General features: G+C 70.4%; 14 protein-coding genes. 3 read left to right on the top strand and 11 right to left on the bottom strand.

Annotated elements, in window-relative coordinates; genetic code table 11:
- Positions 1-20 precede the first annotated feature (20 nt).
- From Pla163_RS03865 to Pla163_RS03850, 4 genes are all read right to left on the bottom strand, one after another.
- Positions 21-698: a TRM11 family SAM-dependent methyltransferase gene (locus Pla163_RS03865; protein ID WP_145183844.1), complete on the bottom strand. Its 678-nt coding sequence runs from the start codon at positions 696-698 to the stop codon at positions 21-23.
- Between the two features lie 56 nt (positions 699-754).
- Positions 755-2,707, bottom strand: coding sequence for a M3 family metallopeptidase (locus tag Pla163_RS03860; RefSeq protein ID WP_145183840.1), 1,953 nt, complete (start codon positions 2,705-2,707; stop codon positions 755-757).
- Positions 2,708-2,720: 13 nt separating this feature from the next.
- The gene (locus Pla163_RS03855; RefSeq protein ID WP_145183838.1) at positions 2,721-3,959 is read right to left on the bottom strand and encodes an inositol-3-phosphate synthase; all 1,239 of its coding nucleotides are present in this window, start codon (positions 3,957-3,959) and stop codon (positions 2,721-2,723) included.
- 213 nt (positions 3,960-4,172) lie between these two features.
- Positions 4,173-5,450, bottom strand: a complete 1,278-nt coding sequence (locus Pla163_RS03850; RefSeq protein ID WP_145183835.1) for a hypothetical protein — start codon at positions 5,448-5,450, stop codon at positions 4,173-4,175.
- Positions 5,451-5,701: 251 nt separating this feature from the next.
- Here Pla163_RS03850 and Pla163_RS03845 point away from each other — a divergent pair, with 251 nt between their 5' ends.
- A complete protein-coding gene (locus tag Pla163_RS03845; RefSeq protein WP_419186299.1) occupies positions 5,702-7,450 on the top strand; it encodes a M1 family metallopeptidase in 1,749 nt (582 codons plus the stop codon).
- A gap of 18 nt (positions 7,451-7,468) precedes the next feature.
- Here Pla163_RS03845 and Pla163_RS03840 read toward each other — a convergent pair whose 3' ends face one another.
- The gene (locus Pla163_RS03840) at positions 7,469-8,272 is read right to left on the bottom strand and encodes a PleD family two-component system response regulator (protein WP_145183829.1); all 804 of its coding nucleotides are present in this window, start codon (positions 8,270-8,272) and stop codon (positions 7,469-7,471) included.
- A 212-nt stretch (positions 8,273-8,484) separates the two neighbouring features.
- Between Pla163_RS03840 and Pla163_RS03835 the strand changes: the two genes are divergently transcribed.
- The gene (locus Pla163_RS03835; RefSeq protein WP_145183826.1) at positions 8,485-10,845 is read left to right on the top strand and encodes an Ig-like domain-containing protein; all 2,361 of its coding nucleotides are present in this window, start codon (positions 8,485-8,487) and stop codon (positions 10,843-10,845) included.
- Positions 10,846-10,957: 112 nt separating this feature from the next.
- On the opposite strand, the gene Pla163_RS03830 is transcribed toward Pla163_RS03835, so the two are convergent.
- From Pla163_RS03830 to Pla163_RS03815, 4 genes are all read right to left on the bottom strand, one after another.
- Positions 10,958-13,348 (bottom strand): hypothetical protein, encoded by a 2,391-nt coding sequence (locus Pla163_RS03830; protein ID WP_145183823.1) that lies wholly within the window; start codon positions 13,346-13,348, stop codon positions 10,958-10,960.
- Positions 13,349-13,444: 96 nt separating this feature from the next.
- Complete coding sequence (locus Pla163_RS03825; RefSeq protein WP_145183820.1) at positions 13,445-16,579, bottom strand: FG-GAP repeat protein; 3,135 nt, start codon at positions 16,577-16,579, stop codon at positions 13,445-13,447.
- A 185-nt stretch (positions 16,580-16,764) separates the two neighbouring features.
- A complete protein-coding gene (locus Pla163_RS03820; protein WP_419186298.1) occupies positions 16,765-18,795 on the bottom strand; it encodes a cryptochrome/photolyase family protein in 2,031 nt (676 codons plus the stop codon).
- A gap of 35 nt (positions 18,796-18,830) precedes the next feature.
- Complete coding sequence (locus Pla163_RS03815) at positions 18,831-20,342, bottom strand: deoxyribodipyrimidine photolyase (protein ID WP_419186297.1); 1,512 nt, start codon at positions 20,340-20,342, stop codon at positions 18,831-18,833.
- Positions 20,343-20,545: 203 nt separating this feature from the next.
- On the opposite strand from Pla163_RS03815, the gene Pla163_RS03810 reads away from it, so the two are divergent.
- Entirely contained in the window at positions 20,546-22,882 is a 2,337-nt protein-coding gene (locus Pla163_RS03810; protein ID WP_419186296.1) for a HEAT repeat domain-containing protein, read from the top strand.
- 10 nt (positions 22,883-22,892) lie between these two features.
- On the opposite strand, the gene Pla163_RS03805 is transcribed toward Pla163_RS03810, so the two are convergent.
- Positions 22,893-23,852, bottom strand: a complete 960-nt coding sequence (locus tag Pla163_RS03805) for a YdjY domain-containing protein (RefSeq protein ID WP_145183811.1) — start codon at positions 23,850-23,852, stop codon at positions 22,893-22,895.
- A gap of 94 nt (positions 23,853-23,946) precedes the next feature.
- Positions 23,947-24,762, bottom strand: coding sequence for an FAD-dependent thymidylate synthase (gene thyX, locus Pla163_RS03800; protein WP_145183809.1), 816 nt, complete (start codon positions 24,760-24,762; stop codon positions 23,947-23,949).
- Between the last annotated feature and the right edge of the window lies 1 nt (position 24,763).

Here is a 24,763-nt window from a genome sequence, read left to right as displayed (position 1 = left end):
TCGGCGCGAACCCTGCCGCCCTACTCCTTCTTGAAGATCAGGAGGTGGTTGAAGCCGCGCATGAAGAAGTTGCCCTCGACGGCGGCCTTGTGGAACCCGGGCTTCTCGAGCTTGCGGTTGCCCCGCACCACGGCCACGTGGTCGACCATGCGGAAGCGGGCGGACAGCTGCACCGCGAGACGGATCCCGATCGGCACGAACCCGCGCTTCTTCTTGAGCGAGTCCTGGACGTAGACCGCGATGAAACGGCGGTCCTTCAGGATCCGGTGCGCTTCGGCGAAGGTCGCTTCGAGCGCCTCGAAGTACGCATCGTCGAACGCGTCGAGCTTGCCGATGCAGCGCGGATCGTCCGAGTAGTCGATGTGCGTCGAGTACGGCGGGTCCATGAACACGAAGTCCACCGACGCGTCGGCGAGCGGCAGAGCGCGCGCGTCACCGAACTGGATGTCGTCGCGCCACGGCCGCAGGTCGAATCCGCGTGCCTCGCGCCCGAGCTCCGCCGCCACGTCGAGCGTCGTCCCTCCCCCACAGAAAGGATCGACGACGAGGTCACCGGTCCGCGTGTAGCGCTCCAACAGGTTCCAAACGATGTAGGACGGCGTGCGCCCTTCGTAGCGCGGATCGCCGTAGTGCTTGGACGGGTCGTCCCCGTGCTGTTGGGACGGCGCGTACCACAGCGTCGTGGTCTGGAGTCGCATGGGAGATCGGACGGCGGAGCGCCGCGGGCCGCGCGAGCGACCCGCCGCGACCGTCGTCAGCGCTGCAGCCAGCCCGCGAAGGCCTCGAAGCTCTGCTCGCGACCCAGGAAGTTCGCCACCAGGTCGGCCGCGTCCTTCGTGCCACCGCGCGACAGCACTTCGTCGTAGTAGCGCTGCGCGACGGCCGGGTTCATCAGGTCGCCGGAGAAGGCGCTGAGGATGTCCTTCGCGATCACCAGCGACCACATGTACGTGTAGTACATCGCCGAGTAGCCGTGCAGGTGACCGAAGCCGCACAGGAAGAACGTGCCCTCCTCGTGCGGGAACGGCAGGTGCTCCTCGCGCAGGGCGATCATCCGCTCGACCGGGTCGATCTTCGCGGGATCGTCCATGTAGTACTCGAGCGACATGGTCGCGAAGTACATCTGCTGGATGACGGTGAGGCCCTTGCCGTACTCCTCGGCGCGGCGCATCGCGTCGATGAGCGGCTCCGGGATCGGCTCGCCGGTCTGGTGGTGCGTCGCGAAGCGCTGCAGCACGCCCGTGTCCCAGGCCCACTCCTCGTAGAGCTGGCTGGGAACCTCGACGAAGTCCCACTCGGTCGAGATCCCGCTGAACTCGACGTAGCGCGAGCGCGCCGAGAACAAGTGGTGCAGGAGGTGCCCGATCTCGTGGAAGAACGTCGTGACCTCGTCGTGCAGCATCAGGCCCGGGTCCGTGCCCTTGGGCTCGGGGAAGTTGCACATCAGCGCGCCCTGGGGCAGCACCTCGTCCTTCGAATCGCCGCCCAGAAGACCGCTGTCCGTCGAGAACATCGCGGCGTGTTTGAACTTGCCGTCGCGCGGGTGCATGTCGAGGAAGAGCCGTGCCAGGTGCTCGCCGCCGTCCTTGGAGCGCACGTCGTAGACCTCGACCGACGGGTGCCAGGTGGCGATCTCGTCGTTGCGCTCGAAGCGCACGCCGAACAGCACCTCACTGGTCGCGATGACGCCGTCGCGCACCTTCGCGTAGGCGAAGTACGGACGCACGGCGAGTGAATCGAAGCTGTAGCGATCGGCCTTGACCTTCTCGGACAGGTAGGCCTTCTCCCAGTCGCGCACGTCGGTGGCGCTCGGGTCCTCGCGGCGCTTGTACTCGAGCAGTTCGTCGTACTCGGCGGCGGCGCGATCCTTGGCGAGCGCCATCACGCGATCGACGAACTCGCGCGCGTTGGCGCCCGACTTGCTCATCTTGTCCTCGGTGACGTAGTCGGCCCAGGACGCGAAACCGAGCGCGTTGGCCAGCTCGTGGCGCAGCGTCATGATCTGCTTCAGGACCGGCAGGTTCTCCGGGTAGGCGCGCGTGTTGCAGGCGAGGCTGTAGGCCTGCCGCAGGTCGCCGCGCGTCGCGTACGTCATGAACGGCACGCGGTCGTTCGGATCGGTCGACAGGGTGACCGAGCCGTCCTCCGCGGGCGGGTGGTTCGCGACGAAATCCGCGGGCAGGCCGTCGAGACCCGCTGCGCCCTCGGCGATCTTGAAGGACTTGCCGCCGGTCATGATGTTCCGGTCGAACTGCTGACCGATCTCGACCAGTTCCTTCTTCAACGCGACGATGCGCGCGCGCGTGGCGTCGTCCTTGTCGATGCCACTGCGGCGGTAGTCGCGCAGACCGTGTTCGATCAGGCGGCGAGCCTGCTCGTCCGCGAGGCTGTTCACGTCGACGCGCTCGAGCGCCGCGAACACGTCGCGATCCAGGCTCAGCTCGGTCCCGAAGGCCGACAGCTCCTGCTCGAGTTCCTCGGCGACGGTGCGCGTGGCCTCGTCGGGGTGCGCGTTCGCGAAGATGCCGAGCCAACCGCCCAGTCCGTTCAGCGCGCGGCCGATGGCGTCGTAGGCGGCACAGACCTCGAGGCCCGCGGCGTCGGGCGCCAGTGCCTTGAGGTCGGCGAGTCGCGCACGGGCCTCGTCGAGTCGAGCGGTGGCGAAGGGGCGCAGATCGTCGGCCGTGGGCGTCTTGGTGATGTGCATGGATGCTGTCGTTCTAGTGCGAGCGCGTCGCCGGTTCGGCCGAGCGCGTGGTCGCGTAGTGGAAGAGTGCGGCCATCTGCGCACCGAAGTCGTGGCTGCCGCCGGTCATCGGCGACTTGAAGAAGCAGGCCAGGTGCGCGAGTTCACCGGCCGCGCCGTCGCGCAGCGCCAGTTCGCTGAACCGCGCGAGATCGAGGACGAGCGGTGCCGCCAGGGCCGAGTCGGAACCCGTCCACGTGAACTGCAGGCTCATCTTCGCGCCGAGGAAGCCCTCGAAGTGGATGAAGTCCCAGGCGGTCTTCCAGTCGTGCAGCGACGGCACGTAGTCGATGCCGACGTGCGTGTGCAGCCCCTCCGACCCCTGCAACAGCGAACGCAGCGCGGCGTCCTTGTTGGCGACCTTGGCCGCCTTGTGCGCGGGGTTCGCGAGCACTTCGCCGTCGCGGTTGCCGAGCATGTTGTAGCCCTGCCACGTGAGCACGCGCAGGTTGCGGTGGGCGAACAGCGGCGCCAGCACGGTCTTGACGAGCGTCTCGCCCGTCTTGCCGTCGCTGCCGCACTGGGGCACGCCGCTCGCCTCCGCCAACTCGCGCAGCGCGGGCCACGTACCACCGGCGCTGGGCGTGAAGTTGACGTGCGCACAGCCGGCGCGCAGGGCGGCGTAGGCGTACAGACAGCTGGGCGGCAAGAGTTCTCCGGCGTCGAGCGCCGCTTCGAACGCCGCCAGATTCGCGCCGGCCGGGCTGGCGTCGGCGAGTGGCTCGGTGCTGGCCACGTTGACGACGACGACGCGTTCGGCGCCGGTGCGCTCGCGGAAGGCAGCGAGGTCGGCGATCAGTGCGTCGACCTGGGCGCGCGGCGCGAGGGCGCCGCGTTCGCGCGCTCCGGCCGACGCGCGCTCGTCCCCGGGAGCCGCCAGTCCGGGGACGATGCGTGCGTCGACATCGGTGGCGGCCTCGGCCCCGGCGGTGACGATCGCGTGCGACAGCACGCCGTTGTGCGCGAGTTCGGCGCCGGCGTCGGCCAGGCTGCCGTCGCGCACCTCCCAGCCGCCGACGACGAAGCGCTCGAGCTCCGCCAGGCCGAGTCCTTCGAACGCGGGCAGTTCACTGACCAGACCGACGGTCCCCGCGCGGCCGTGGGCCATGGCGTCGAGTCCGAAGACGCAGGTGGTCGCGATCGCGCCGCGAGCCCCGACGAGCCACAGTCCGAGCGGTCCACGGGTCGGGGCGCTGGCGGGGCGTGCGGTCATCGAGGGTGAGGAACGGGGGTGGGACGCGGCGCGGACGGGGGCTCGGCGGTTCGGACCGCCGACGGAAGACCCCCCAGTCGAGCGGTCGGATCGGGGCGCGGCAAGCGCTGGGGGCCGGATTTCGGTGCCGCGCTCGACCTGGGAGGGATCGCCGCCGCCGACCCCGCGGAGCGGGCGCGTCCGAATCGAGCGGATCGCGGCCGCGCGCGCTCTCTAGTCCGGACTCGTGGCCGCGTCGAGCGCAGCCCGGCGGCGTTCCTCGACCCAGGCTTCGACCAGGGCGCGCTCGGGTCCTTCGAGCCAGCCCACGCGGACACCGGCGGCCTCGGAGACCGGTTCGGGTCCAGCGTTCGGTCCGGTCCCGTCGGTCGCCGAGGTGGACGCGACACCACTCGATCCAGCGCCCGCGGACGGGTCGGCCGGACCCGTGGCCGAACCCGGCTCGCTGCCGATCGAGGTCGCCGTCGAGCCGGGCCGGGCCGACGACTCCCCCACCCCGTCGCCCGTGCGCGGCTGGTCCGACCCGGCGCTGGTCGCGGCGTCGGTCTCGGTGGCGGCCGGCGGATCGGTCGCCGCGAGTTCCGGTTCGTCGAGCGCACGGGCCCGACGTTCGGCGGCGGCCAACCGCTCGATCGCGCGCTCGAGCGCCTGGGCCAACTCGCCGGTCGGGTCCACCGCGTGCGACTGCTCCGCGAGCGCTTCGCGCAGGTCCTCGAGCTGGTCGGCCGCCGCGTCCTCGTGCACGAGGTCCATGGTCCGGGCCGCGCGCTCGATGTCGCGCACCAGGCGTGCGAGGGCGTCGCGCTGATCGGCGCCCAGGTCGTCGGCCGAGCGGGCCAGGGCGCGGCCGAGGTCGCTCGCCGCGCTCTGGGTCAAGGTGCCGACCTGGGCCTCGGGGCGACTCGTCGGTCCGATCGCGAGCCCCAGGAGCGCCACGGCGACGAGCGGTGCCACGGCAGCGGTGACCGCGGTCGGCCCGTGTCCGACGAGCGCGTCGCCGAGATCGAGATCGGCGCGCGCCCGATCGGAGAGCAGCGCGTCGAGCTGGCGCTGCGCCTCGGACCCGGCGCCGCGTCGACCGTCCGCCGCGGCGCGCTCCTCCTGTTCGAACGCCGCGACCAACGCCCAACGGCGCTGGTGGCGGCGGTCGAGGTCGCGCACGGTCTCCTCGAGGGTCGGGAGCGTCGCGCGCGCCACGGTCGCGAAGGTGGCCAGGGCCAGGGCGACCGCGAGTGCGATGCCGTCGCGCGGGAGCTCGCCGTCGCCCGTCGCGACCACGGCCGCGCAGACGAGGAAGCCGGCCGCGCCCGCCCACAGCGCCGCTTCCGCCCAGCGCAGCGCCCGCACCGCCCGGTTCGCCGCGCGGACGAGCCGACCCACCGCGTTCGCGCGCGCGGCACTCGGGGCCCCGGCGTTCGAACGTGCACCCGGATGCCGACCGTCGCGACCGCGCTGGCGGTTCGAGCTCGTGTGGGTGCTGCGGATGCTCACGGTGAGGGCGCGGTGAAGTGCGCGGCGCGGCGGGCCCCGAGGCCCCGGCGTGCGCGCGCCCGACTCCAACCTACCGGAACGCCGCGGGCCGGCTACCACGTGGGGCACGTCGGGGCGCGGCGGCGAGCGGGCGGGGCCCGGCGAGCCGACCGTCGGTGCGACCGGCCCGTCGGCGAGCGGGGTCCGGTGACCACGGCGGCCCCGACCGCGTCATGCTGGTCGGACCGCCACCTTCGACCACCTTCCGACCGATGCTCCACCTCCTCGCTCCGGCGCTGCTCGCGCTGCCCGTCGCCACGCTCGCCGCCTCGCACGCCGTCACTGCGTTGGACGGCGCTGCTGTGGCTCACGCCGCTGCTGTGGCTCACGCCGCTGTGGCCTCGACCCCCGGCGCCGAGGAACGCAGCTCGGGCGGCGAACTCCTGCCCGAGGAGGCCGCCTACGACGTGCGCCACTACGACCTCGCTCTGACGGTGCGGCCCGAGACGAAGACGATCGAAGGACTGCTGGGCATGCGCGCGCACCTGGTCGCTGCAACGCCCGCGATCGTCATGGACCTCGACGAGCTGCTCGCGATCTCGGCGGTGAAGCTCGACGGCGAACCGGTCGAGTTCCGCCGCGACGCGAATCGCATCTACGTGCAGGCGGCCGAACTCGAGGTCGGCCAGAGCTTCACCGTCGAGGTCGCGTACTCGGGTGCGCCGCTCGTCGCCGCGAATCCGCCCTGGAGCGGTGGCTTCACCTGGGCCACGTCCGCCGACGGCAGCCCATGGATCGCGACCAGCTGTCAGGGCGAGGGCGCCGACCTGTGGTGGCCGTGCAAGGACCACCCGAGCGACGAACCGGACGGACTCGACCTGCACATCACCGTCCCCGATCCGCTCGTGGTCGCGGCGAACGGGCGACTCGTCGAAGTGGTCCCGACCGACGAGGAGGGTTGGTCCACGCACCACTGGCGGGTGACGACGCCGATCAACAACTACGGCGTCGCGCTCGCGATCGGTCCGTACGAAACGATCACCACCGACTACGAGAACCCGTACGGCGACACCTTCCCGTTCACGTTCTGGGTGCTGCCGGAGGCGAAGGAGCAGGCCGAGAAGGTCTTCGCCGAGTTCCAGGAGCACATGCGCATCCTCGAGGAACTGTGTGGTCCGTACCCGTTCCGCGGCGACAAGTACGGCATCGCGCACGTGCCCTTCCTCGGCATGGAGCACCAGTCGATCATCGCCTACGGCAACCGCTTCGGGAACGATCCGTGGTACCGGCTGCCGTACGACGCGCTGCACCAGCACGAACTCGCGCACGAGTGGTGGGGCAACCTGGTCACGGCGCGCGACTGGAACGACTTCTGGATCCACGAGGGCATCGGTACCTACATGCAGGCGTTGCACCTCGAACGCACGAGCGGCGTCGAGAACATGCGCGCGAAGATGCGCTTCGACCGCCGCACGCTGGCGAACCGCGGCGCCGTCGCTCCGCGCGGCGCGCGCACGACGAAGTGGATGTACTTCGGCGACCGCAGCTCGACGTCGCCGGGAGGCGACATCTACAACAAGGGTTCGTGGGTCTGTCACACGCTGCGCTGGCTGCTCACCGACGACGTCTTCTTCACCGTGCTGCGGCGCTGGGCGTACCCCGATCCCGAGCTCGAAAAGACGACCGACGGCAGCGCCTGCCGCTCCGCGACCACCGACGAACTGCTCGGTATCGCCGAGAAGGTCAGCGAACGCGAACTCGACTGGTTCTTCCAGGTCTACCTGCGCCAGCCCGCCCTGCCGCGCCTCGACCACGAGGTGGTGGACGGCATGCTGCGGTTGAACTGGCGGCTCGAGGGCGACGTCCCCTTCCCCATGCCGGTCGAAGTGCTCGTCGGCGACGAGTTGGTGCGCGTCGAGACCGACGACGACGGCGCCGGTGAGTTGGAAGTGGGCGACTCGAAGTTCGAGATCGACCCGAACGGCTGGTTGTTGAAGGCGACGGAGCGGCGCAAGCGGTAGTCCGTCACGCGCGACGCTTCACCGCCGCCACGTGAAGCGCAGGCCCGACCAGGTTGCGTCGATCGCGGCCACCTTGCTGTCCACGAGGCCTGCGGCCAGACCGGCGGCGCGCACCTCGCGGTCGCCCACTTCGCTCGGGACGCCGGATGCCTTCTTCGGCCAACAGATCCACAGGAAGCCGTCACCCGCCAGCGTCGCGGTGCGCTCGAGATCGTGCGCGAGGGCGGCCGCCGTGGAGACGAACCACAGGGTCACCGTCGGTGCCTGTTTCGTGCCACGCCGGGTGACGCGCGCGCCGGCGGGCAGATCGCCGAGCACCGCCTCGAAACCCTGCGGCCCGTCGACGAGGCGCACCAGGCCGTCCGGCTTCACGCCGAGCTTCTTCGGCAGCGGCGTTCCGCTGTAGCCGGCGAGCGCGTTCGCGGGCGCGGGAGCCACACGAGCCGGCGCGTTGCGAGCGGCCGCCCGCGCCCGCTTCAACGTCCCCACGATCGAACGCCAGGTGCCGAACGTCGCGTCGGGTAGATCGCGGCGCACGCGCTCGACCTTCTCCGGCGCGCCCTCCACGAACGCGATCGGGACGTGGCGCGTCTTCGGCGACGTGCGCAGCGCGAGGGCCACGTCGCGCCCGTGGCTCGGCAACCGCGACAGGTCGACCACGACGGCGTCGGGGGGATCGGCTCGCAGCGCGCGCAGCTCGGGCGTTCCCACCTCGCCCCCGTCGGCCGCGAATCCGGCCGCTTCGAGTCGGGCCAGTCGCTCGGGCGCCTCGGCCCGCTTCCAGTGGACGAGGAACACGCGGGGTCGGGAATCGGTGCGCATGGCGAGTCGTCGAACGAAGCGCGGCCCACGTGCCTGGGCACTGCTGGCGGCACGGACGAGTATGAACGACCTGCAACCCCTGGTGCGAGCGACCCGGGTGGAGAGTGAGGTCCGGTCCCCCCCATCGGTGGCCATTGCCGCACGACGCGCGACCCGCGCACCGTGCCTTCTCGGCAGCGCGTTCGCGCGCCCCCTCCACAGGAGTTGCCGTCATGGTTCGAATTCCGCTCACCCGTCGCCACGCCCTCCCCGCCTTCGCGCTCGCCAGTCTGGTCGGCGCCTACCTGGGAACCGTCGCTCCACCGCCCGCGGACTCGTCCGGTCCAGCGCGGATCATCGCGTGGAACGACCTCGGGATGCACTGCATCGACCCCGACTTCTCGGTCTTCTCGATCCTCCCGCCGTTCAACACGATCAACGCGCAGGTGATGGTCGGCGGACAGTTGGTGACCCAGGCCGGCGCGTACACGATCACCTACGAAGCCGTCGCCGATCCCGACGGGTCGATCAACTCCACGTCGATCGGCAAGACGAACTTCTGGGACCACGTCCAGGCGCTGTACGGCGCGAACCCCGCACCCGACACCGGACTCGCGGGGAACTCGATGCCCGGCCTCGCGAACGTTCCGCAGCCGGCGCACTTCGATCCGACGTGGGACTGGTTCCAGGCCGAGGGCATCCCGATCACTCCCTACGACGACGCGCTCGCGAAGAACCCCTACCCGTTGCTGCGCATCGTCGTGCGCAACAGCAGCGGCAACGAGATCGCGAGCACGGTCACCGTCGCGCCGAACTCGGCCGAGATGGAGTGCAGTCGCTGCCACTCCTCCGGCGGCAGCCCCGAAGCGCGCCCCGATGGCGGCTGGGTCTGGAACCCGACGCCGGTGATCGACGACCACCTCAACATCCTCAAGCTGCACGACCGGCACCTCGGAGAGGCGACCTACGACGCGGCGCTCGTCACCACGGGCTACGGCGCGGCCGGCCTGTACCAGGGTGCGCTCGCGGGCCAACCGGTGCTGTGCGCCGCGTGCCACGGAACGAACGCGTTGCCCGGCACCGGTCTCGCGGGAATCTCGCCGGCCACCGAGGCCATGCACGGCCTGCACGCCGGCGTGCGCGACGAGACGGGCACCGTGCTCGACGATCGCGTCACGCGCGAGACCTGCTACTCCTGCCACCCGGGCACGCAGACCCAGTGTCTGCGCGGCGCGATGGGTCACGCCATCGGTGCGGACGGCGACTTCGCGATGCACTGCCAGAGCTGCCACGGCGGCCTGAGCGACGTCGGCGAGACGGGCCGGGTCGGCTGGTTCGACCAACCGACGTGCGACAACTGCCACAGCGGGTCGGCCACGGTGAACAACGGCGAGATCCGCTACGACACGGTCTTCGACCTGAACGGCGAGCGCCGGGACGCGGCCTCCGCCCTGTTCGCGACGGACGCGGACACGCCGGCTGCCGGTTTCTCGCTCTACCGCTTCTCGGACGGTCACGGCGGACTGCAGTGCTCGGCCTGTCACGGCCCGCCGCACGCGATCGCGCCGACGCGCTGGCAGAACGACGATCTGCAGGCCGAGCAGCTGCAAGGACACGTGGGCACGATCACCGAGTGTTCGGTGTGCCACACGGGTCTCGAGGACAACCAGTTGTTGAGCGGTCCGCACGGCATGCACCCGTCCACGGCCGCCTGGGCGAACGGCAAGCACGGCGACTTCGCCGAGGCGAACCTGTCGAACTGTCGCGCGTGCCACGGCTCGAACGACCGCGGGACGGTGCTCTCGCTCGCCCAGGACACGCGCAGCTACTCGAACGAGTTCGGGACGCGCACCTACGAGCGCGGCAACCTCGTCGGCTGCTACGACTGCCACGACGGGCCGGACGGTGAGCACCACACCTCGAACGGTCGTCCTGTGGCCCAGGACCTGGTGGAGTCCACTCCGACCGACGTTCCGCTGCAGGTGGCGATGTCGGTGACGGACCCGCAGCCGCTCGTGTACCGCATCGTCGCGCAGCCGCTGCACGGAACGGTGGCGTTCGACGGGACGGGGAACGTCGCGACCTACCGCGCGAAGGCGGGCTACGTCGGGACCGACGAGTTCCTCTACGCGGCGCACGACACGAAGACCGACTCGAACGTCGCGACGGTCTCGATCGATGTGACGGCTCCGACCTGCGCTGGCAGCATCGAGAGCTACGGGCACCCGTGCCTGAACGCGGACGGCTCGATGCCGACCCTGCGGGTGACGGGCTGTCCGTCGCCGGGCGAGACGATCGTCCTGAGGCTGGACGGCTTCATCGGCGGCTCGGTGGCTCTGATCGGGTTCGGCGCATCGCGCGGCGCGCTCGAGATCGTGCCGGAGTGCACCCTGCGACTGGCTGGAATCGCCTACGACGCCACGCCGATCGTCGGCCTGTCGGGGACCGGGCCCGGAAACGGATCGGCCGTGCTCCCGCTGACGATTCCGGCGCTGTTCGGAACGGCGACCATCCACATGCAGGCGTTCGGCTTCGACCCTGGGCTCGACTGGCCGTTCGTCGGCACGAACGGGGTGACGGTGAACGTGGAGTAGAACGTCGCCGTCGACTCGTTCGACAAGCTCGACGAAGAGAGCGAGCGAGGCTACGGGGCCTCGCTCGCTCTCGTTTCGGGGCGTGCTGAGGTGCCGTGCCCGTGCGCCGTCCTCACTCGCCTTCCGCGTCAGAGAACTCGACACCGAGTTCCACACGGGCGACCGACCCTTCGGCGCCGGTCGTGATCTGTTCGCCGTATCGGCCCACGGCGTAGGTGGAGTTCGGAACGAGGCCGCTGATGAAGAACGAACCAACGCCAGGTTCGTCGGCGACCCGCTCGACGAAGCTCACGGCACGCATCGAAGACAGGCTCGACAGGAACGGGTCCAGCGGAACGGCCCGGACGCGTGGATTCAGGGGCAGCGGACCCTCGAAGAGCACGCGACCCTCGATGGTCGCTCCGATGCTCGCAGTCACCACGACGGGATCCTCGCTGTACTCGGCCGTGAGGTGCACGATCGTATCGACGAGCATCCCGCGTCCCGTGGGGACCGAGAAGGGGGAGCACACCATGACTCCGTCGGGCTGAGCGGGGACGACGGTGCGCTCGACGCGGCCGACGAGGCGGAACGTCCCCGCGGGGCAGGGGTAGAAGGAGATCGTGGAACGACCGGCGTCGGGCAGCGCCACGTACGGGAGGACGCGGTAGTCCGTCGACTCGGCCACGAGTACCAGGCGCGCCGTTCCGTAGCCACCGAGCACCGACCTGTCCGTCTCGACCGCGATCGTGGTATGCATGGCGGCTGCGACGTGGAGAGGGACGATCGTCTCGGAGTCCGGCCGCACACGAACTCGCGCAGGGCGCTCGTCCGGAACGACCTCCAGCACCTCGCCGATCGACGATGCGTGCCGGTACACGTCGACGTCGACCGAGTACTCCTGCCACTCGAGACCTTCGACGACGACGGCACCGAGCGGTGGGAGCGCGAGATCGAACAGCACACGGGAGCGCGGCGGCCAGTCGCCCCCACCGGCCGGACGCCCCGCACGTTCCAACGGTCCGACGAAGGTCAGCGTCACCTTCGGTTCCACCTGCGCGATCTCCGGCAGGGTGACCGGACGTCCGAACGGATCGGTGACACCGAAGGCGATGGTTGTCCGCTCGAGGTCCTGGCCGAGCACTCCGAGGTCAACCGCCGCGTCATCGACGGTGAACGCCCGCTCGTCGAAGCGCAGGCCGCGCGCGTAGGACCCACAGAGGACGCTCAAACGGTAGTCGCCGGGCGGGAGCCCACGGAACCGCAACGAAACGATGCCCCCATCGGACTCCTCGAGCAGGCGCTGCGCCTCACCCCGTTGGCGATCGGCCCCCGCGTCTCCAAGTTGGCCGTCGCGGCGCTCGAGCTTCACCGCCGCATGTTCGACCGCGCCGAGGCCCGTGGTGTCGAACCCCACCGCGATCGTTCCGTGATCCTCGACGATCGCCGTGTAGGTCGTGCGACGGTCCGGCTCGACGACGACTCCGTCGGCGGACGAGATGCGTCGATCGCCGACGGTCTCGACGAGCTCCGGCTCCATGGCGCTGCAACCTCCGTACACGCTCCAGCGATAGCCCTCGGAAGGATCGAGGCTCGCGACACGAACGCGCCCTTCCGCGTCCGAGTACCCACCCCCGCCCGAGGTGAGCATGTCGACGACGACTTCGGGTGCGATGCCATGGCGATCACGACGCTTGGTGACGGCGTTCACCCAAGAGCGCGCCGTTCGCTCGGGGGTGCTGTAGGGGGGCACGAGTTCGTCGCTCGCGAGCCTGGACGAGAAGCTCACGCCATGGCCCAGCTGGCGCACCTCGAACGGTCGGCCGGGGCTGGACCCGCGCTGGTCGTGAGCTCGAGTCAGCTCACCGCCCTGGCCGAGGTGAATCCTGACGTACCGACCCAACACGGGCCTCTCGTCCACGTCGATCACGCGCAACTCGACCGATCCGGCCCGGTGCAGCACGAGATCGATCGGCCCCGCGCTCCCGATCGACACGTGGCGCGGGACCAGTCCATCGCCGGCGACCAGCAGGAGCTGAGGGTGGTCCGCCTCCGGTCGTTCGAGCCAACCTGTCACCTGCGCATCCAACGGAATTCCAGCGGTGGTGACGACAACGGCGCGCACCGACTGGGTCAGCAGCTGGCCTTCAGGGTCGAAGAACCGCACCAGGCGATCGGGATCTGCTGCCGCGAGTGCCGCGTCCGTTTCGATACCGAGTTCGAAGTCCGCAAGCGCAGCGCGCTCGGACGCGCGGAGACCTTGGATCCGCGTCCCGTCCTGCGCGAGATCCGCGTCGACTCCAGGCGGCGTCGCGAGCCCGGCCACCTGCTCCTGCTCGATCACGAACGGGGCATCGCTGGACGCGGACCGAAGAACCCAGACGGCGAGGCCAACACAGCCGAGCAAGGCGAGGCCGAACGAGGCCCCGACGCGGGTGGTGCGAAAAGTCATGGGAGCAGGTACCTCGGCGCCGCCGGGAGGTTTCGCCCGCCTGCGACGCGGAGTTCGAGCGGATCGAGCCACTCGTCACCAACGACGAGCGGGGCGCCCTCCATGGAGGGCGCCCCGCTCATACGTTCAGAATCGGCCGCGTTGGCGGCGACTCGAATCAGGTCCGACTCAGTGCGGGAACTTGCCGTTCGTCTGCTTCGCGACGCTCTCCCACAGCAGGCGCGCGCCCATGTACTGCCCCGAGTCGTTCGTGATCGCTCCGATGACCGCAGGGTCGTCGATGTTGTCGTCGGTGATCGACAGGGCCTGCTTGGGTCGGATGATCGCCCAGCCCGTGTGGGCGTCGGCGACCGTGTCGCAGTTCAGGTCGAGTTGATTCGGATCCGTCAGCGTCGTGTTGAGACCAGCCGAGGTGAAGAATCCACTGATCTCGCCGAGCGGCGTCCGGGTCCAGCACGAGAACGCGAACTGGGCGGACATCTGGTACTCGTTGTCGTTGAAGACGATGAAGTCGACCTGGGTCAGGTACTGCCCACCGGTCATGCTGATCAGGATCAGTTCACCCGGCGCGTCGCCGACGAACGTGTCCAGGTACAGCTCGTCCGGCATCGCCTCGTACTCGACGCCGTCGAAGTTGCGGCACCCGTCGAAGTTGAGGTCCGAGGGCTTCTTGTCCGCCACCGGCGAGCAGAAGTCCCACGGGCGCAGGGAGTACACGCCGCCCTGGGGCGAGATGACCTGCTCGGAACCGATGAGGTGGTTGAAGGACCAGTAGGTGTCGAGCTGGTTCGGGTCCATCGCGCTGACCACCAGGTACCCCGTTCCCGAGGCGCCGTTGTGGCAGCTGGTGAGCACCGAGAGCGTGTCCGCCGGCGTGAGCGTCTCGATGCGGTCCGAGATCGAACAGTCCGCGAAGATGAACGGGCTCGCCGACGGGCCGACGTTCACGTACTGGAAGTGGACGTCCGTGGTGCAGTCGCCGCCGCGCGCGATGTTGGTGACGCTGACGACGGTGAACACGTTCGCGTCGCCCAGGTTCGAGCGGATGTAGGGGTAGATCAGGACGCTGCCCCCCTCGCAGATGAACACTTCCGGCTCCGGGGGCGGCTCGGGCAGCGGCAGGTCGACGCCGTAGGCCGCGCCCGCACCGCCGGCGCGGTTGAGGTCCTGGTTCGCGTCGATGCCCATGCCCTCGCTGGCCTCGATCGGTGCACCGACCACGACGACCGCTCGGTCGAGGCAGACCGACGAGCCGTAGCGGTCGCCGATCCCCGTGTTCGAGGCCTTCACGTAGGCGATCTGCTCGAGCGGGCCGCCGAAAGCCGCGCGGAAGGCGTACATGGCGCCCGCCTGCAGGAGGCTGTCGTCGCCCTGGTTGCCGTCGCAGCCGGTGGCCGAGCTCTTCTCGAAGGGTGCGCCCACCAGGATCGTCATGACGTCGAGGTCCGGGTCGGGAGCCAGGTCCACGTCGTAGACGAGATCGATCGCGACGGCGCTGCCGAAGCGGTCGTCCACGCCGGTGTTCGACGCCTTGATGTAGATGTCCTGGGTCCAGGCACCGCCGCTGCGCGAGAACAGGTACGCCGCGCCGGAGTTCGACGTGCCGTTGTCCGCACGGTTGCCGCCGACACCGGTTCCGGATCCGTCCTCACCGGGCGCGCCGACGACGAGCGAGTCGTCCTGGAGCGCCACCGCGGCACCGAACTCGTCGCCCGCATCGGCGGCCGAGGACTTCAGGTAGGCCTCTTGGGACCAGGCTCCGCCGTTGCGCACGAAGGCGTAGGCCGCACCCGCGTCCGCCGCACCGTCGTTCGCGCGCATCGATCCGTCGCCGTCCTCGAACGGAGCGCCGACGACGAGCGTCTCGCCCGACATGGCGAGCGCGGTTCCGAACTGGTCGCCGCCGCCCGTGTTGGACGCCTTCAGGTAGGCCTGTTGGCTCCAGACGCCGCCGTTGCGCACGAACACGTAGGCCGCACCGGCGTCGAAGCCGAGGCCGTTGTTGCCCTGGGCGGGGCGCACGCCGAGGCCGGCGCTGTCCTCGAACGGCGCGCCGACGGCGATCGTGTCGCCGACGATCGCGACGGAGGTGCCGAAGCTGTCGAACGCGTCGGTGTTGGAGGCCTTGAGGTACGCCTGTTGGCTCCAGACGCCCGCGTTGCGCACGAACACGTAGGCGGCGCCGGCGTCCTTCGCGCCGTTGTTCCCGTCGTTGCCGTTCACCCCGGTCGCGCCGCCGTCCTCGGTGGGCGCACCGACGACGAGCGTGTCGCCGTCCAGGCACACGGCCCAACCGAAGCGGTCGTCCACGTCGGTGTTCGAGGCCTTGATGTACTCCTCCTGGGTCCAGACGCCGGCGACGACGCTGAACACGTAGACCGCGCCCGACGTACCGGCGTTGTCCGACGTCTCGTCCCCGCCGATGCCCGTGGCCTCGCTGCCCTCGACGGGCGCGCCGATCACGACGGTGGTGCCCTGCACCGAGCACGAGAAGCCGAAGTTGTCCTCGGCGCCGGCGTTCGAAGCCTTCAGGTAGGCCTGCTGCTCGGCGATCGGGTCGATCGTGATCGGGTAGTCGGCGCCGGCGTCGTCGACGACGAGGACGAGGTCACCGGCAGCCGTCGCGGTGAAGTGCGCGGGCAGGAGGTCGCCGTCGCGGTCGAAGGCCACCAGGCCGTCGTAGTCCAGTCGCGCGGCGCCGTCCCCGTCGACGAACGTCACGTCGCGCCCGTCGGTGGAAACGTCGGGGCGCAGGTCGCCCTTGACGTCGATCGTGAACGAGAGCGCGGCGCCGGTTGCACCCGACGGACGCTCGTCGAGCGTGTACCCGTGCTCGAGACCGCGCGCGTCGTTGATGTACCACTCGGTCAGTCCGGCGCCGAGAGCGCGTTCGACGCGTCCCTCGTTCGCGGTGAGGATCGAGCGCGTGCCGTCGACACCGGCGATGGAACCGACCCGACCGAAGGCGCGCAGCTCCAGGCCCCAGGCGAACGCGCCGGAGTCCGGTCGCACGGACACTCCGTCGCGGCCGAACTCGAGCGACCAGGCCTGGCGCGGGTTGCGGGCGACGAGGCTCCCGGACGCGTCGGTGCGAACGGTGTGGATCGCGCGCTCGAGGGCGTCGGCGAATCCAGCGCGATCAGCGGGGGCCAACGCGTCGAGCGCACCCGTGCGGACGAGGTCCGCGCCGAGGGAGTCGGGCGCGTCCGGACCGACCTGGGCGGAGGCGGCCAGCGGCAGGGACACCGAGCCGAAGAGGGCGACACCGAAGGTGACGATGCGGGGCAGACAGAGGGAGGACATGAAGCGTCCGTGGACAAGGAACGAGTGGAATTCCGACCGTCCGGAGGCACGGAGGATCGGCGGGCGAGGTGGCAGGACAGGCCACTGGGCACCAGAGTGACGCCCCGCGCGCCCCCGCGCAACGTGTGTCCGCACCCGTGAAATCGCAGTGCCAAGATGGGCACCAAATGCAACTTCGATAAGGGTCAGCTACCGACTGCGGCCCGTCGAATTCGGACCGCGCCGCGCACGGAGTCCGGATCCACCACCTCGCCGGCCTGGGTGAAGACCACGGCTCCGGCGGCGGCCAGACGCCGTCCCGCGGCGCGCGTCGGCTCGAGCAACTCGCGCCACCCGTCGCCGGGCGCTCCGCGCAGTTCCATGACGCGTCGCGCCGCTTCGCTGGGACAGATCGTGGCGCCGTCGGACCGTTCGAGGAGGAGTTCGCAGATCGCAATCTCGAGCTGGGCCTCGGTCGACTCGGGGTCGGCGAGTCCGGCGGGCGTCAGTCGCGCTCCGGCCGCGAGTTTCGCGCGCGCGAGTCGCGCGACCGCCGCGTCGCTCGCGCGCTGTTCGTCGCTGCGCTTCGCCAGCGATCGCAGCGGCATCGCGACGCGCGAGTTGCCGGCGAGCACCTCGCGATTGCGTTCGAGGAAGGTCCAGTAGAGCGGGGTGAGCGGACAGTCGCGCTTCGGATCGAACGCACAGGCGCCGCAGTGGTCCGACATGCGGTGGATGTAGGCCGCGCCGCTGACGTAGGGCTTGGTCGTCATGAGGTCGCCGACGGCGAAGGTCCCCATGCCAAGCACGTTCGGTTCGACGACCCAGTCGTAGGCGTCGGTGTACGCGGCCCAGAACCAGTCGGTCAGCGCGCGCGGCGAAGCGCCCACGAGCGTCGCGACGTTCGCGAGCACCATCAGACGAGTGATGTGGTGGCCGTAGCCCGTGGCCCAGACCCCTTCGACCTCGTGGTCCAGGCAAGCGAGTCCGGAGCCCCCGTGCCAGTAGGCGGGCGGCAACGGTTGGTCCGCATCGAGCACGCTCGGCGCCGCATCCCCTTCGGGCGTGAGCGGTGCGCGCGTGGACGCGGCGTCCGGGGCCGGCGCCGCGCCGTTGCTCGCGCGGCCGTTCACAGCGGCCCCGTTCACAGCGGCCCCGTTCGACGGCGCCCCGTTCGACGCCGCGGCGCCGCGCGCGACCTCGACGGGCACGCCGCCGAAGCGCGGCGCGAGATCGCGGAAGCCGTCGGTCGCCTCGTGCACGTGCCGCACGAACTCGCGCCAACCGAGGACCTGACGCACGAAGCCCTCGACGCTGGGCAGGTGCTCGCCATTCGCCAACACGTCCTCGCACAGATCGCGCGGCAACAGGCGACCGAGGTTCACGAGACTCGACACGCAGGTGTGGAAGAGCGTGCGCGACTCGCGGCTCAGCGCGTCCTCGTAGGGCCCGAACGACTCGATGCAGTGTTCGAGCGCGTGTCTCCAGATCCGCTGTGCCTCCTGCCCGCGCGTCGGCAGCGCCGCGGGGTCGATCGCGCCGGGGTGCGCGCCGAAACGCGCCTCCACCAGCTCGCACACCTCGGTCGTCACGGCGTCGGGGCGGAAGCGCGGCTGCCTCGGTGCGGGCGGTTCGCCGCGCCAGACCTCACGGTTCTCGCCGTCGAAGCTGAAGCGCCCCCCCACCGGCCGATCGCCCTCCATCAGCCAACCGGTGCGCCGCCGGACCTCGCGATAGAAGGCGTCCATCCGGTACGGGGGTCCCTTCTTCTGACTGCGCTCGAACTCCTCGCGGGTGGTCAGCCAACCGGCGTGCGGCACCTCGATCACGAGCCCCGCCTCGATCAGCGGTGCGAGCTCGATACGCAAGGCACGCTCGGCGGGACGCATCACGCGCAGCGGACCGACCTGCTGGGCCACGGCGCGCAGTCCCGGAGCGAAGTCGCCGCCCTTCGGATCGGGCGGCGCCACCACGTGCCGGACCGCCACGCCGCGCGCCGCCTGTTCGAGCGCGAACTGCCGTCCGTTGGCCAGCACGAGCGAGAGCTTCTGCTTGTGGTACGGACGCCGGGCCGCACGCGCGGGCGACTCGACCATCACGATCCCGAGCTCCGTCGGCTCGCGCTCCGACAGCGGACCGACCGCCGCCGTCAACTGGTCGTAGGGCACGTAGACCCAGGACCGCCCTTCGGGGTCCACGGATCGGGCGTCGAGTTCGCGGTGGAAAGCGCTGGGCACGGCGTGGTTCGGTACGGCCCTGGGTCGGGCACGTCTCAGGCGTCCTCGAACAGCGAGGGCGCTTCGACGGCGGGCGCGTACCGGTCCATGTAGTCGTTCACCCGCACCTTTCGACGGGTGTTGTCCGAACTCATGTACCGGATCTTCCCGTAGACCGGGCGTACGGGGCCCCAGGCCCGGTCGTAGCGACCGAGGCACCAGAAGATGCCGGAGTAGGAGTTCGGATCGCGGCCGTCGAGGGCGTAGCGGTTGTTGAGCTCGATCAAGAACTCGAGCGCCTGGCGCGGCGACTCGGTCCACTCGAAGACCTTCTTGCCCCAGAGCATCCGCAGGTAGTTGTGGACGCGACCCTCGGTCCGCAGCTGACCCTGCGCCGCGTTCCACAGCCGATCGTGGGTCCGCGACTCGGCGAACTCCGCGAGCGTGTAGAGGTGCTCGCGGCGGTCGCTCGCATGCTCTTCGAGCGTGGTCCGCGCCCAGTCCGGCAGCGACTCGTAGCGGTCGTAGCCCGTCGGATCGTGGTGGCACTCGACGAAGCCCAACTCGCGCCAGGTGATCAACTCGTCGAGGAAGGCCTCGGCCGTCTCGCTCATCCCCCACCAGCCGTCGCGACTGCCGTTGGGCGCGTCGGCGATGCGGGCGGGCGACCAGTCCTCGCGGCGCGCGACGCGTTCGAAGACCTCGTACGGCGACAGGTGGCCGAAGTGCAGGAAGGGTGAGAGACCGCTCGCGACCTCGTCCTGCGGTTGGTTGCGCTCGGTGCCGTAGCGCGCGAAACGCTCGTCCATGAAGAGATCGAGCTGGCGTCCGGCCGCGCGCGGTCCACCGGTGATCGGCGAGACGGGAACGTCGCCGGCGAGGCCCAGGTGCGCGAGGTCCGCTCCGTGCTCGAGCCACGCGGCGGGCGCAGCGGGCCAGCGCTCGAGGACCTCGCGCGCGATCGTGGCCTTGTTCGTCGCCGCGAGTGCCGCGAGCGGATCGGCGAGCGGCGCACGTTCGAGGTGCGGCGTCAGCTCCTTCTGGAGGTAGCGCCGCAGGGAGAACGCACGCGTGAAGACCTTCGGCGTGAGTCCGAGCGGCATCAGGCCGTTGCTGTCCACCCACTCGACGCGCACGTCGAGCTTCTCCGCCGCCCGGCGCACCATCCTGGGCAGGAAGAAGCACGGGTAGTAGTCGGTGACGACGGCGCAGGCGCGCTCGCTCAAGGCCTCGAGCAGGCCGGCGGCGGCGCCCGGTTCCGGCTCGACGTAGGTGTGGTGGCGCACGCCCGCCGCATCGAGCGCCGCCGCGTTGTCGTGCATCCCGTCCAGGACGAAACGGTGCAGCCGCGGACTCGCCCAGCGGTAGTCGTGACGCAGCGGCTCGAACACGAGCAGCGGCTTGCCCAACTCGTTCGCGAGCTCGACCGCGTGCTGCAACCCGAAGTTCCAGGTCGTGCGCCGCTGGGCGATCATCCAGTACAGCACGTAGTCGCGCTCCTCTCGGACGGGAGCGGGGCGCACGGTCTGGAAGCGCTCGGGGCGCACGGAACGGGTGGTTCGGGACACGGTTGGACGCCAGCGCGAGAAGTGGAGGTGATCGGGGCGGGTACTCGGGCGGACGGGCGCGTCGTTCGGGCGGCCGGTGACGCGAACCGAGGGTTTCGGGTCGCACGCAGCATCGGATGCGGGGAAGCCGGGGCGGTCGGGAGCACCGCGCCCGTTACCTTCGCCCGTGCCGCGGTACCGATCCAGCACCCGCGCCCGAACCCATGAAGACCACGCTCGCCACCGCCCTCCTCCTCGCCGCGTTCCTCGGGACCGACGACCTCGCCAAGCAGCTGCGGTCCAAGGAGGCGAAGGAGCGGTTGGCGGCGGTCGCCGCGGTGCGCGAGCAGAAGCCCGAGGACGCGGTGGCGCTCTTGACCAAGGCGCTCGACGACTCCGACTGGGAAGTGGTCGAACGGGCGGCGGCCGCGCTCGGGGAACTCGCCGACCCCGAAGCGCAGAAGGCCCTCCTGCGCACGGCGACCGAGGTTCCGATCACGCGCGTGCGGCGCGCGGCGTGCGACGCGCTGGCCGTGCTCGACGCCCAGGAGGCGGTCGACGAGCTGGTCAAGAAGGCGAAGGGCAAGGAACCGGTGAACGCGCTCCAGGCCCTGACGTTCGTCGGCGAACTGGCCGAGGTCGCGTTCGAGATCAAGAAGCTCGACGACCTCGCGACCAGCGACGATCCGCGCGTGGCGCACTGGGCCGGGCGGGCTGCGGTCGCGGGGGCGCGCGACGGTTCGGGCCTCGGAGCGCTGATCGCCCTGCACCGCAACGAGAAGAACGGACTGGTCGCACTGTGCGGCGGACTCGACACCGTGGCCGCCGCCCCGTCGGAGAAGAACGTGGCGATCGTCCAGGGTCTCGCGCTCGACCCGAACGCGGTGGACGTGGTGTCGCTGCGCGCACTCAGAGCCATGGCGGCCGCGCTCGACCTGACCGACAGCGCGCACAACCTGGGGTTGGTCACGAGCGGGCTCGATCCCCGGCGCGGTGCCGACCTGGCGTGGATGGTCCTGCAGCGGATGGACACGTCCGAGCTCGAGTCGTCGAAGCTCGCGGGGGCGCGCGAACACGTGCTCGAGCTCGCGCGTCGCGCCGCGGGGGGCGGTGGGCCCGAGACGCGCGGCGCGGGGCTGCGCGTGCTCGAGCGCCTCGGCGAGGAGGAGGACCTGAAGGTCGTCACCGCGCTGCTCGAGTCCGGCGCGCCGCGCAATCGCATCCGCGCCGCCAAGGCGCTCGGGCGCGGGTTCGACGACGCGACCTGGGTCCAGGCCGTGTCCGCCCGCCTCGGCAACGAGGGCGATCCGACGGTGCGCGAGGAGTTGTGCGTGCAACTCGGACGGCGGGGTCTCGACGCGGCGCTCGTACCCCTGACGACGGCGCTCGAGGACGACGAGTGGACGGTCGCGGTCTGTGCGGCGGTCTCGCTCGGCAAGCTCAACGTCGACGGCGCGGCGCAGGCCCTCGCGACGCTCACCGGCGCGCGCGACTGGAAGCTGCGTGGGGCGGCGGCCGCGGGCTACGGCTGGCTGTACCGCGCCGAGGCGATGGAGCCCTTGATCGAGCTGCTCGGGGACCGCGACCACTCGGTCAAGCGCACGGCCTACGAAGGCTTGAAGCGCCTCGCGCGCCGCGGCGACGTGCCCGACAAGCAGGCCGCCTGGACCGCGTGGTGGGAGGAGAACCGCGAGCGCTTCGTGTTCCGCCACCCCGCCGACACCGAGGAGGAGAAGCAGAAGTACGGCTACTCCGATCTGGGGCGCCCGCCGACGGCGTCCGACTACCGCCGGCTCTACGAGTCGTTCGACGTGCTCGCGCTCGAAGGCCAGTACGACCACATCCAGGACCTGCTCGACGGGATCGAGATCCCCTACCGCCTCACGAACGCCAGCGCACTCCAGCGGGCCGAACTCCACCCGTTCAGCGCGTTCTTCGCGAACTGCACCGGCGAGGTGGCTGGCGACGACGTGGACCGTCTGGCGTGGTTCGTGCGCACCGGCGGGCACATGTTCGCCTCGTGCTGGAGCCTCACGAACACGGTGAAGGCCGTCTATCCCGGCGTCATCTCCCACGACGAGAGCGCGGGCGAGGAGGTGGTCGGATCGATCCCCATCTTCCCCGTCGATCCGCAGAGTCGCTTCCTACCCGGCGTGTTCCCGAAGGACGTGCGCCCCTACTTCCACCTCGAGGGTTCGCAGCTGATCACGGTCGACCGCCCCGAAGTGGCCGAGGTGCTGATCGACAGTCCCGCGGCGGCCCAGACCTACGGCAACGGCAACGTGGTCGCCTGGTTCGAGGCGGGCCACGGGATGGTGCTCGACTCCGCGAACCACTTCTACATCCACGGCTTCGAGTGGATGCCCGGTCTGAAGGACGCGGACGACTTCCAGCACTACGCGCTCAACCACATGGGGCTCGAGTTCGACCGCTGGCGCGAGATCGAGGGCGAGAGCTACTGGCGCTCGAAGTCCAAGGCGGCGGAGGAGGTGCCGGAGACGTGCGTGTTCAACTTCGTCACGAACTTCGTGCGTCGCTACCGGGCCGGCCTGCCGCGCTGAGCGGCCGCGCCTACCAGCGCGCCGGCTCGTCCGGACGCACGACGAGCGGCAGTCCGTCGACCAGCCCCTCGGGCACGCGCTCGAGTTTCTCGCGCGAGAAGATCAGGCGCAGCGGTTGGTCGGTGTCCGGCAGGTTCCAGATGTTGGCGGCCCAGACGTCCTCGCGCGTGCCTTCGCCGTGGCTGGCGGTCAGCAGCGTGTTGCCCTCGCGGAAGTAGACGAGGTTGATCAGGTTGCGCTCGTAGTCGGCGATGAAGAGCATCTCGTCGTCGGCCGGGCGTTCCTCCTCGTCGCGCTCGAGCGGGCGCACCATCCCCGCGATCGTCGCCATGCGCGAGCCGAGGAAGACGAACGGCGCGCGCTGCATCGCGCGGCCCGTCTCGAGGTTCGCGACGAGGTCCTCGACGCGGAAGAAGAAGACCTCGTCCTCCTCGCGCCACGCGGTGTAGAGGTAGAAGCCGTCGCCGTGCGGAGGAACGATGCGGAAGCGCGGACGGTCCGCGAGCGGCGCGTCGGCAGCTTCGCCGTCGTCACCGGCTTCGGCCTCGGATCCGCCCTCGGCTTCGCCCAGCGGCGGTTCGGGCTCCACTTCGACCCAGCGCGCGTTGCGGCCGGGGTTGGCGCCGAGGGCCAGCAGTCCCGCGTTCAGCAGGCTCGGCGTCACGCGGGTGTACAGGAGCGACTCGTGCGTCGCGCCACCGGGGCCGACGAGCAGGTACTCGACCAACTGGCTGCGCACGCCGACCGCCGCCTCGATCGAGACCAGGCCTCCGTCGAGGTCGAGGTCCACCCCCTCCTCCGACAACGTCGCGAGCAGTTGCGCCAGGGCACCGGTCGGAGCTTCGTCCTGGGCGGGCACGGCCGTGGGCGGCGCCGGATCCTGGTCCGCGTCGACGGCGAACACGGTCGGACCAGCGGTCAAGCCGAGAAGCAGTGCGGCGGAGACGAACGTGGTCGCGATCGGATGCATGGCGGTCGGGGAACGGGGTCGGACGGGCGTCGACCGGCCAACGGGTGTGGCGCGCGGCGGTTCGTCCGCAGGGCGACGATCGGGTGGGCGTCGCTCAGTGCGCGCCGGCGGCGATCAGGCTCTCGCGGTCGACGCCGACCTGGTCCAGAACGTCGGCCATCAGGTCGAAGATGCCCTCGGCGTAGCGCCGGATCTCGAACTGAGCGTCGGGGTGGAGGCGCTGCGACAGGAAGTGGATGACGCCCTGTAGCGACACCGTCCAGTAGGCCTGCGAGTAGATGCTCTGCGGCAGGAACATGCGCGCGATCTCCTTCGCCACGCCGCGTTCCAAGCGCGCGCGGTACTCGTCGAAGGCGCGCTCGCACTCCGCCACCATCGCCGCGTGCTCGGCCTCGTGGTCGAAGTCGTCACCGAGCTCGAGCGACGCCTGCTTGTTGCCGTGCGAGGGGTTCGCGCGCAGGCGGTTCGGCACGTAGAACTCGGGCGTCCACTCGACGTAGCGTCCGCTGATCTCGTTCCAACTACAGCCCTTGTCCGTGTCGAAGAGCACGTCGAACACGTCGAGGCTGACCGTGTGCCCGTCGACCTCGTACTCGCGCCAGGTCGAACCCACCTGGTACTTGAAGGCCTGACGGAAGACGAACAGCGGCGCCTTGAAGTGGAACGTGAAGAACGAGTGGCGGTACGGCGACGTGTGGCCGTGGTCCCACAGGAAGCGCGCGAGCTTGCTGTCGCGATCGTCGAAACCCGCCTTCTTCTTGCTGTAGGAGATGCGCGCGGCGTTGACGACCTTGAGCGCGGCGTCCTGCTCCATGCGATCGACGAGCGCGACGAAACCGATGTCGTCGTCGAGTACGGCGCGGGCGTTTTCGGGGCGGTCGATGTGGCGTGCGTTCGTCTTGGTGGCCATG

The organism is Rohdeia mirabilis (assembly GCA_007750655.1).
GTDB lineage: Bacteria > Planctomycetota > UBA1135 > UBA1135.
This window is presented reverse-complemented; position numbering and strand designations above follow the sequence as displayed.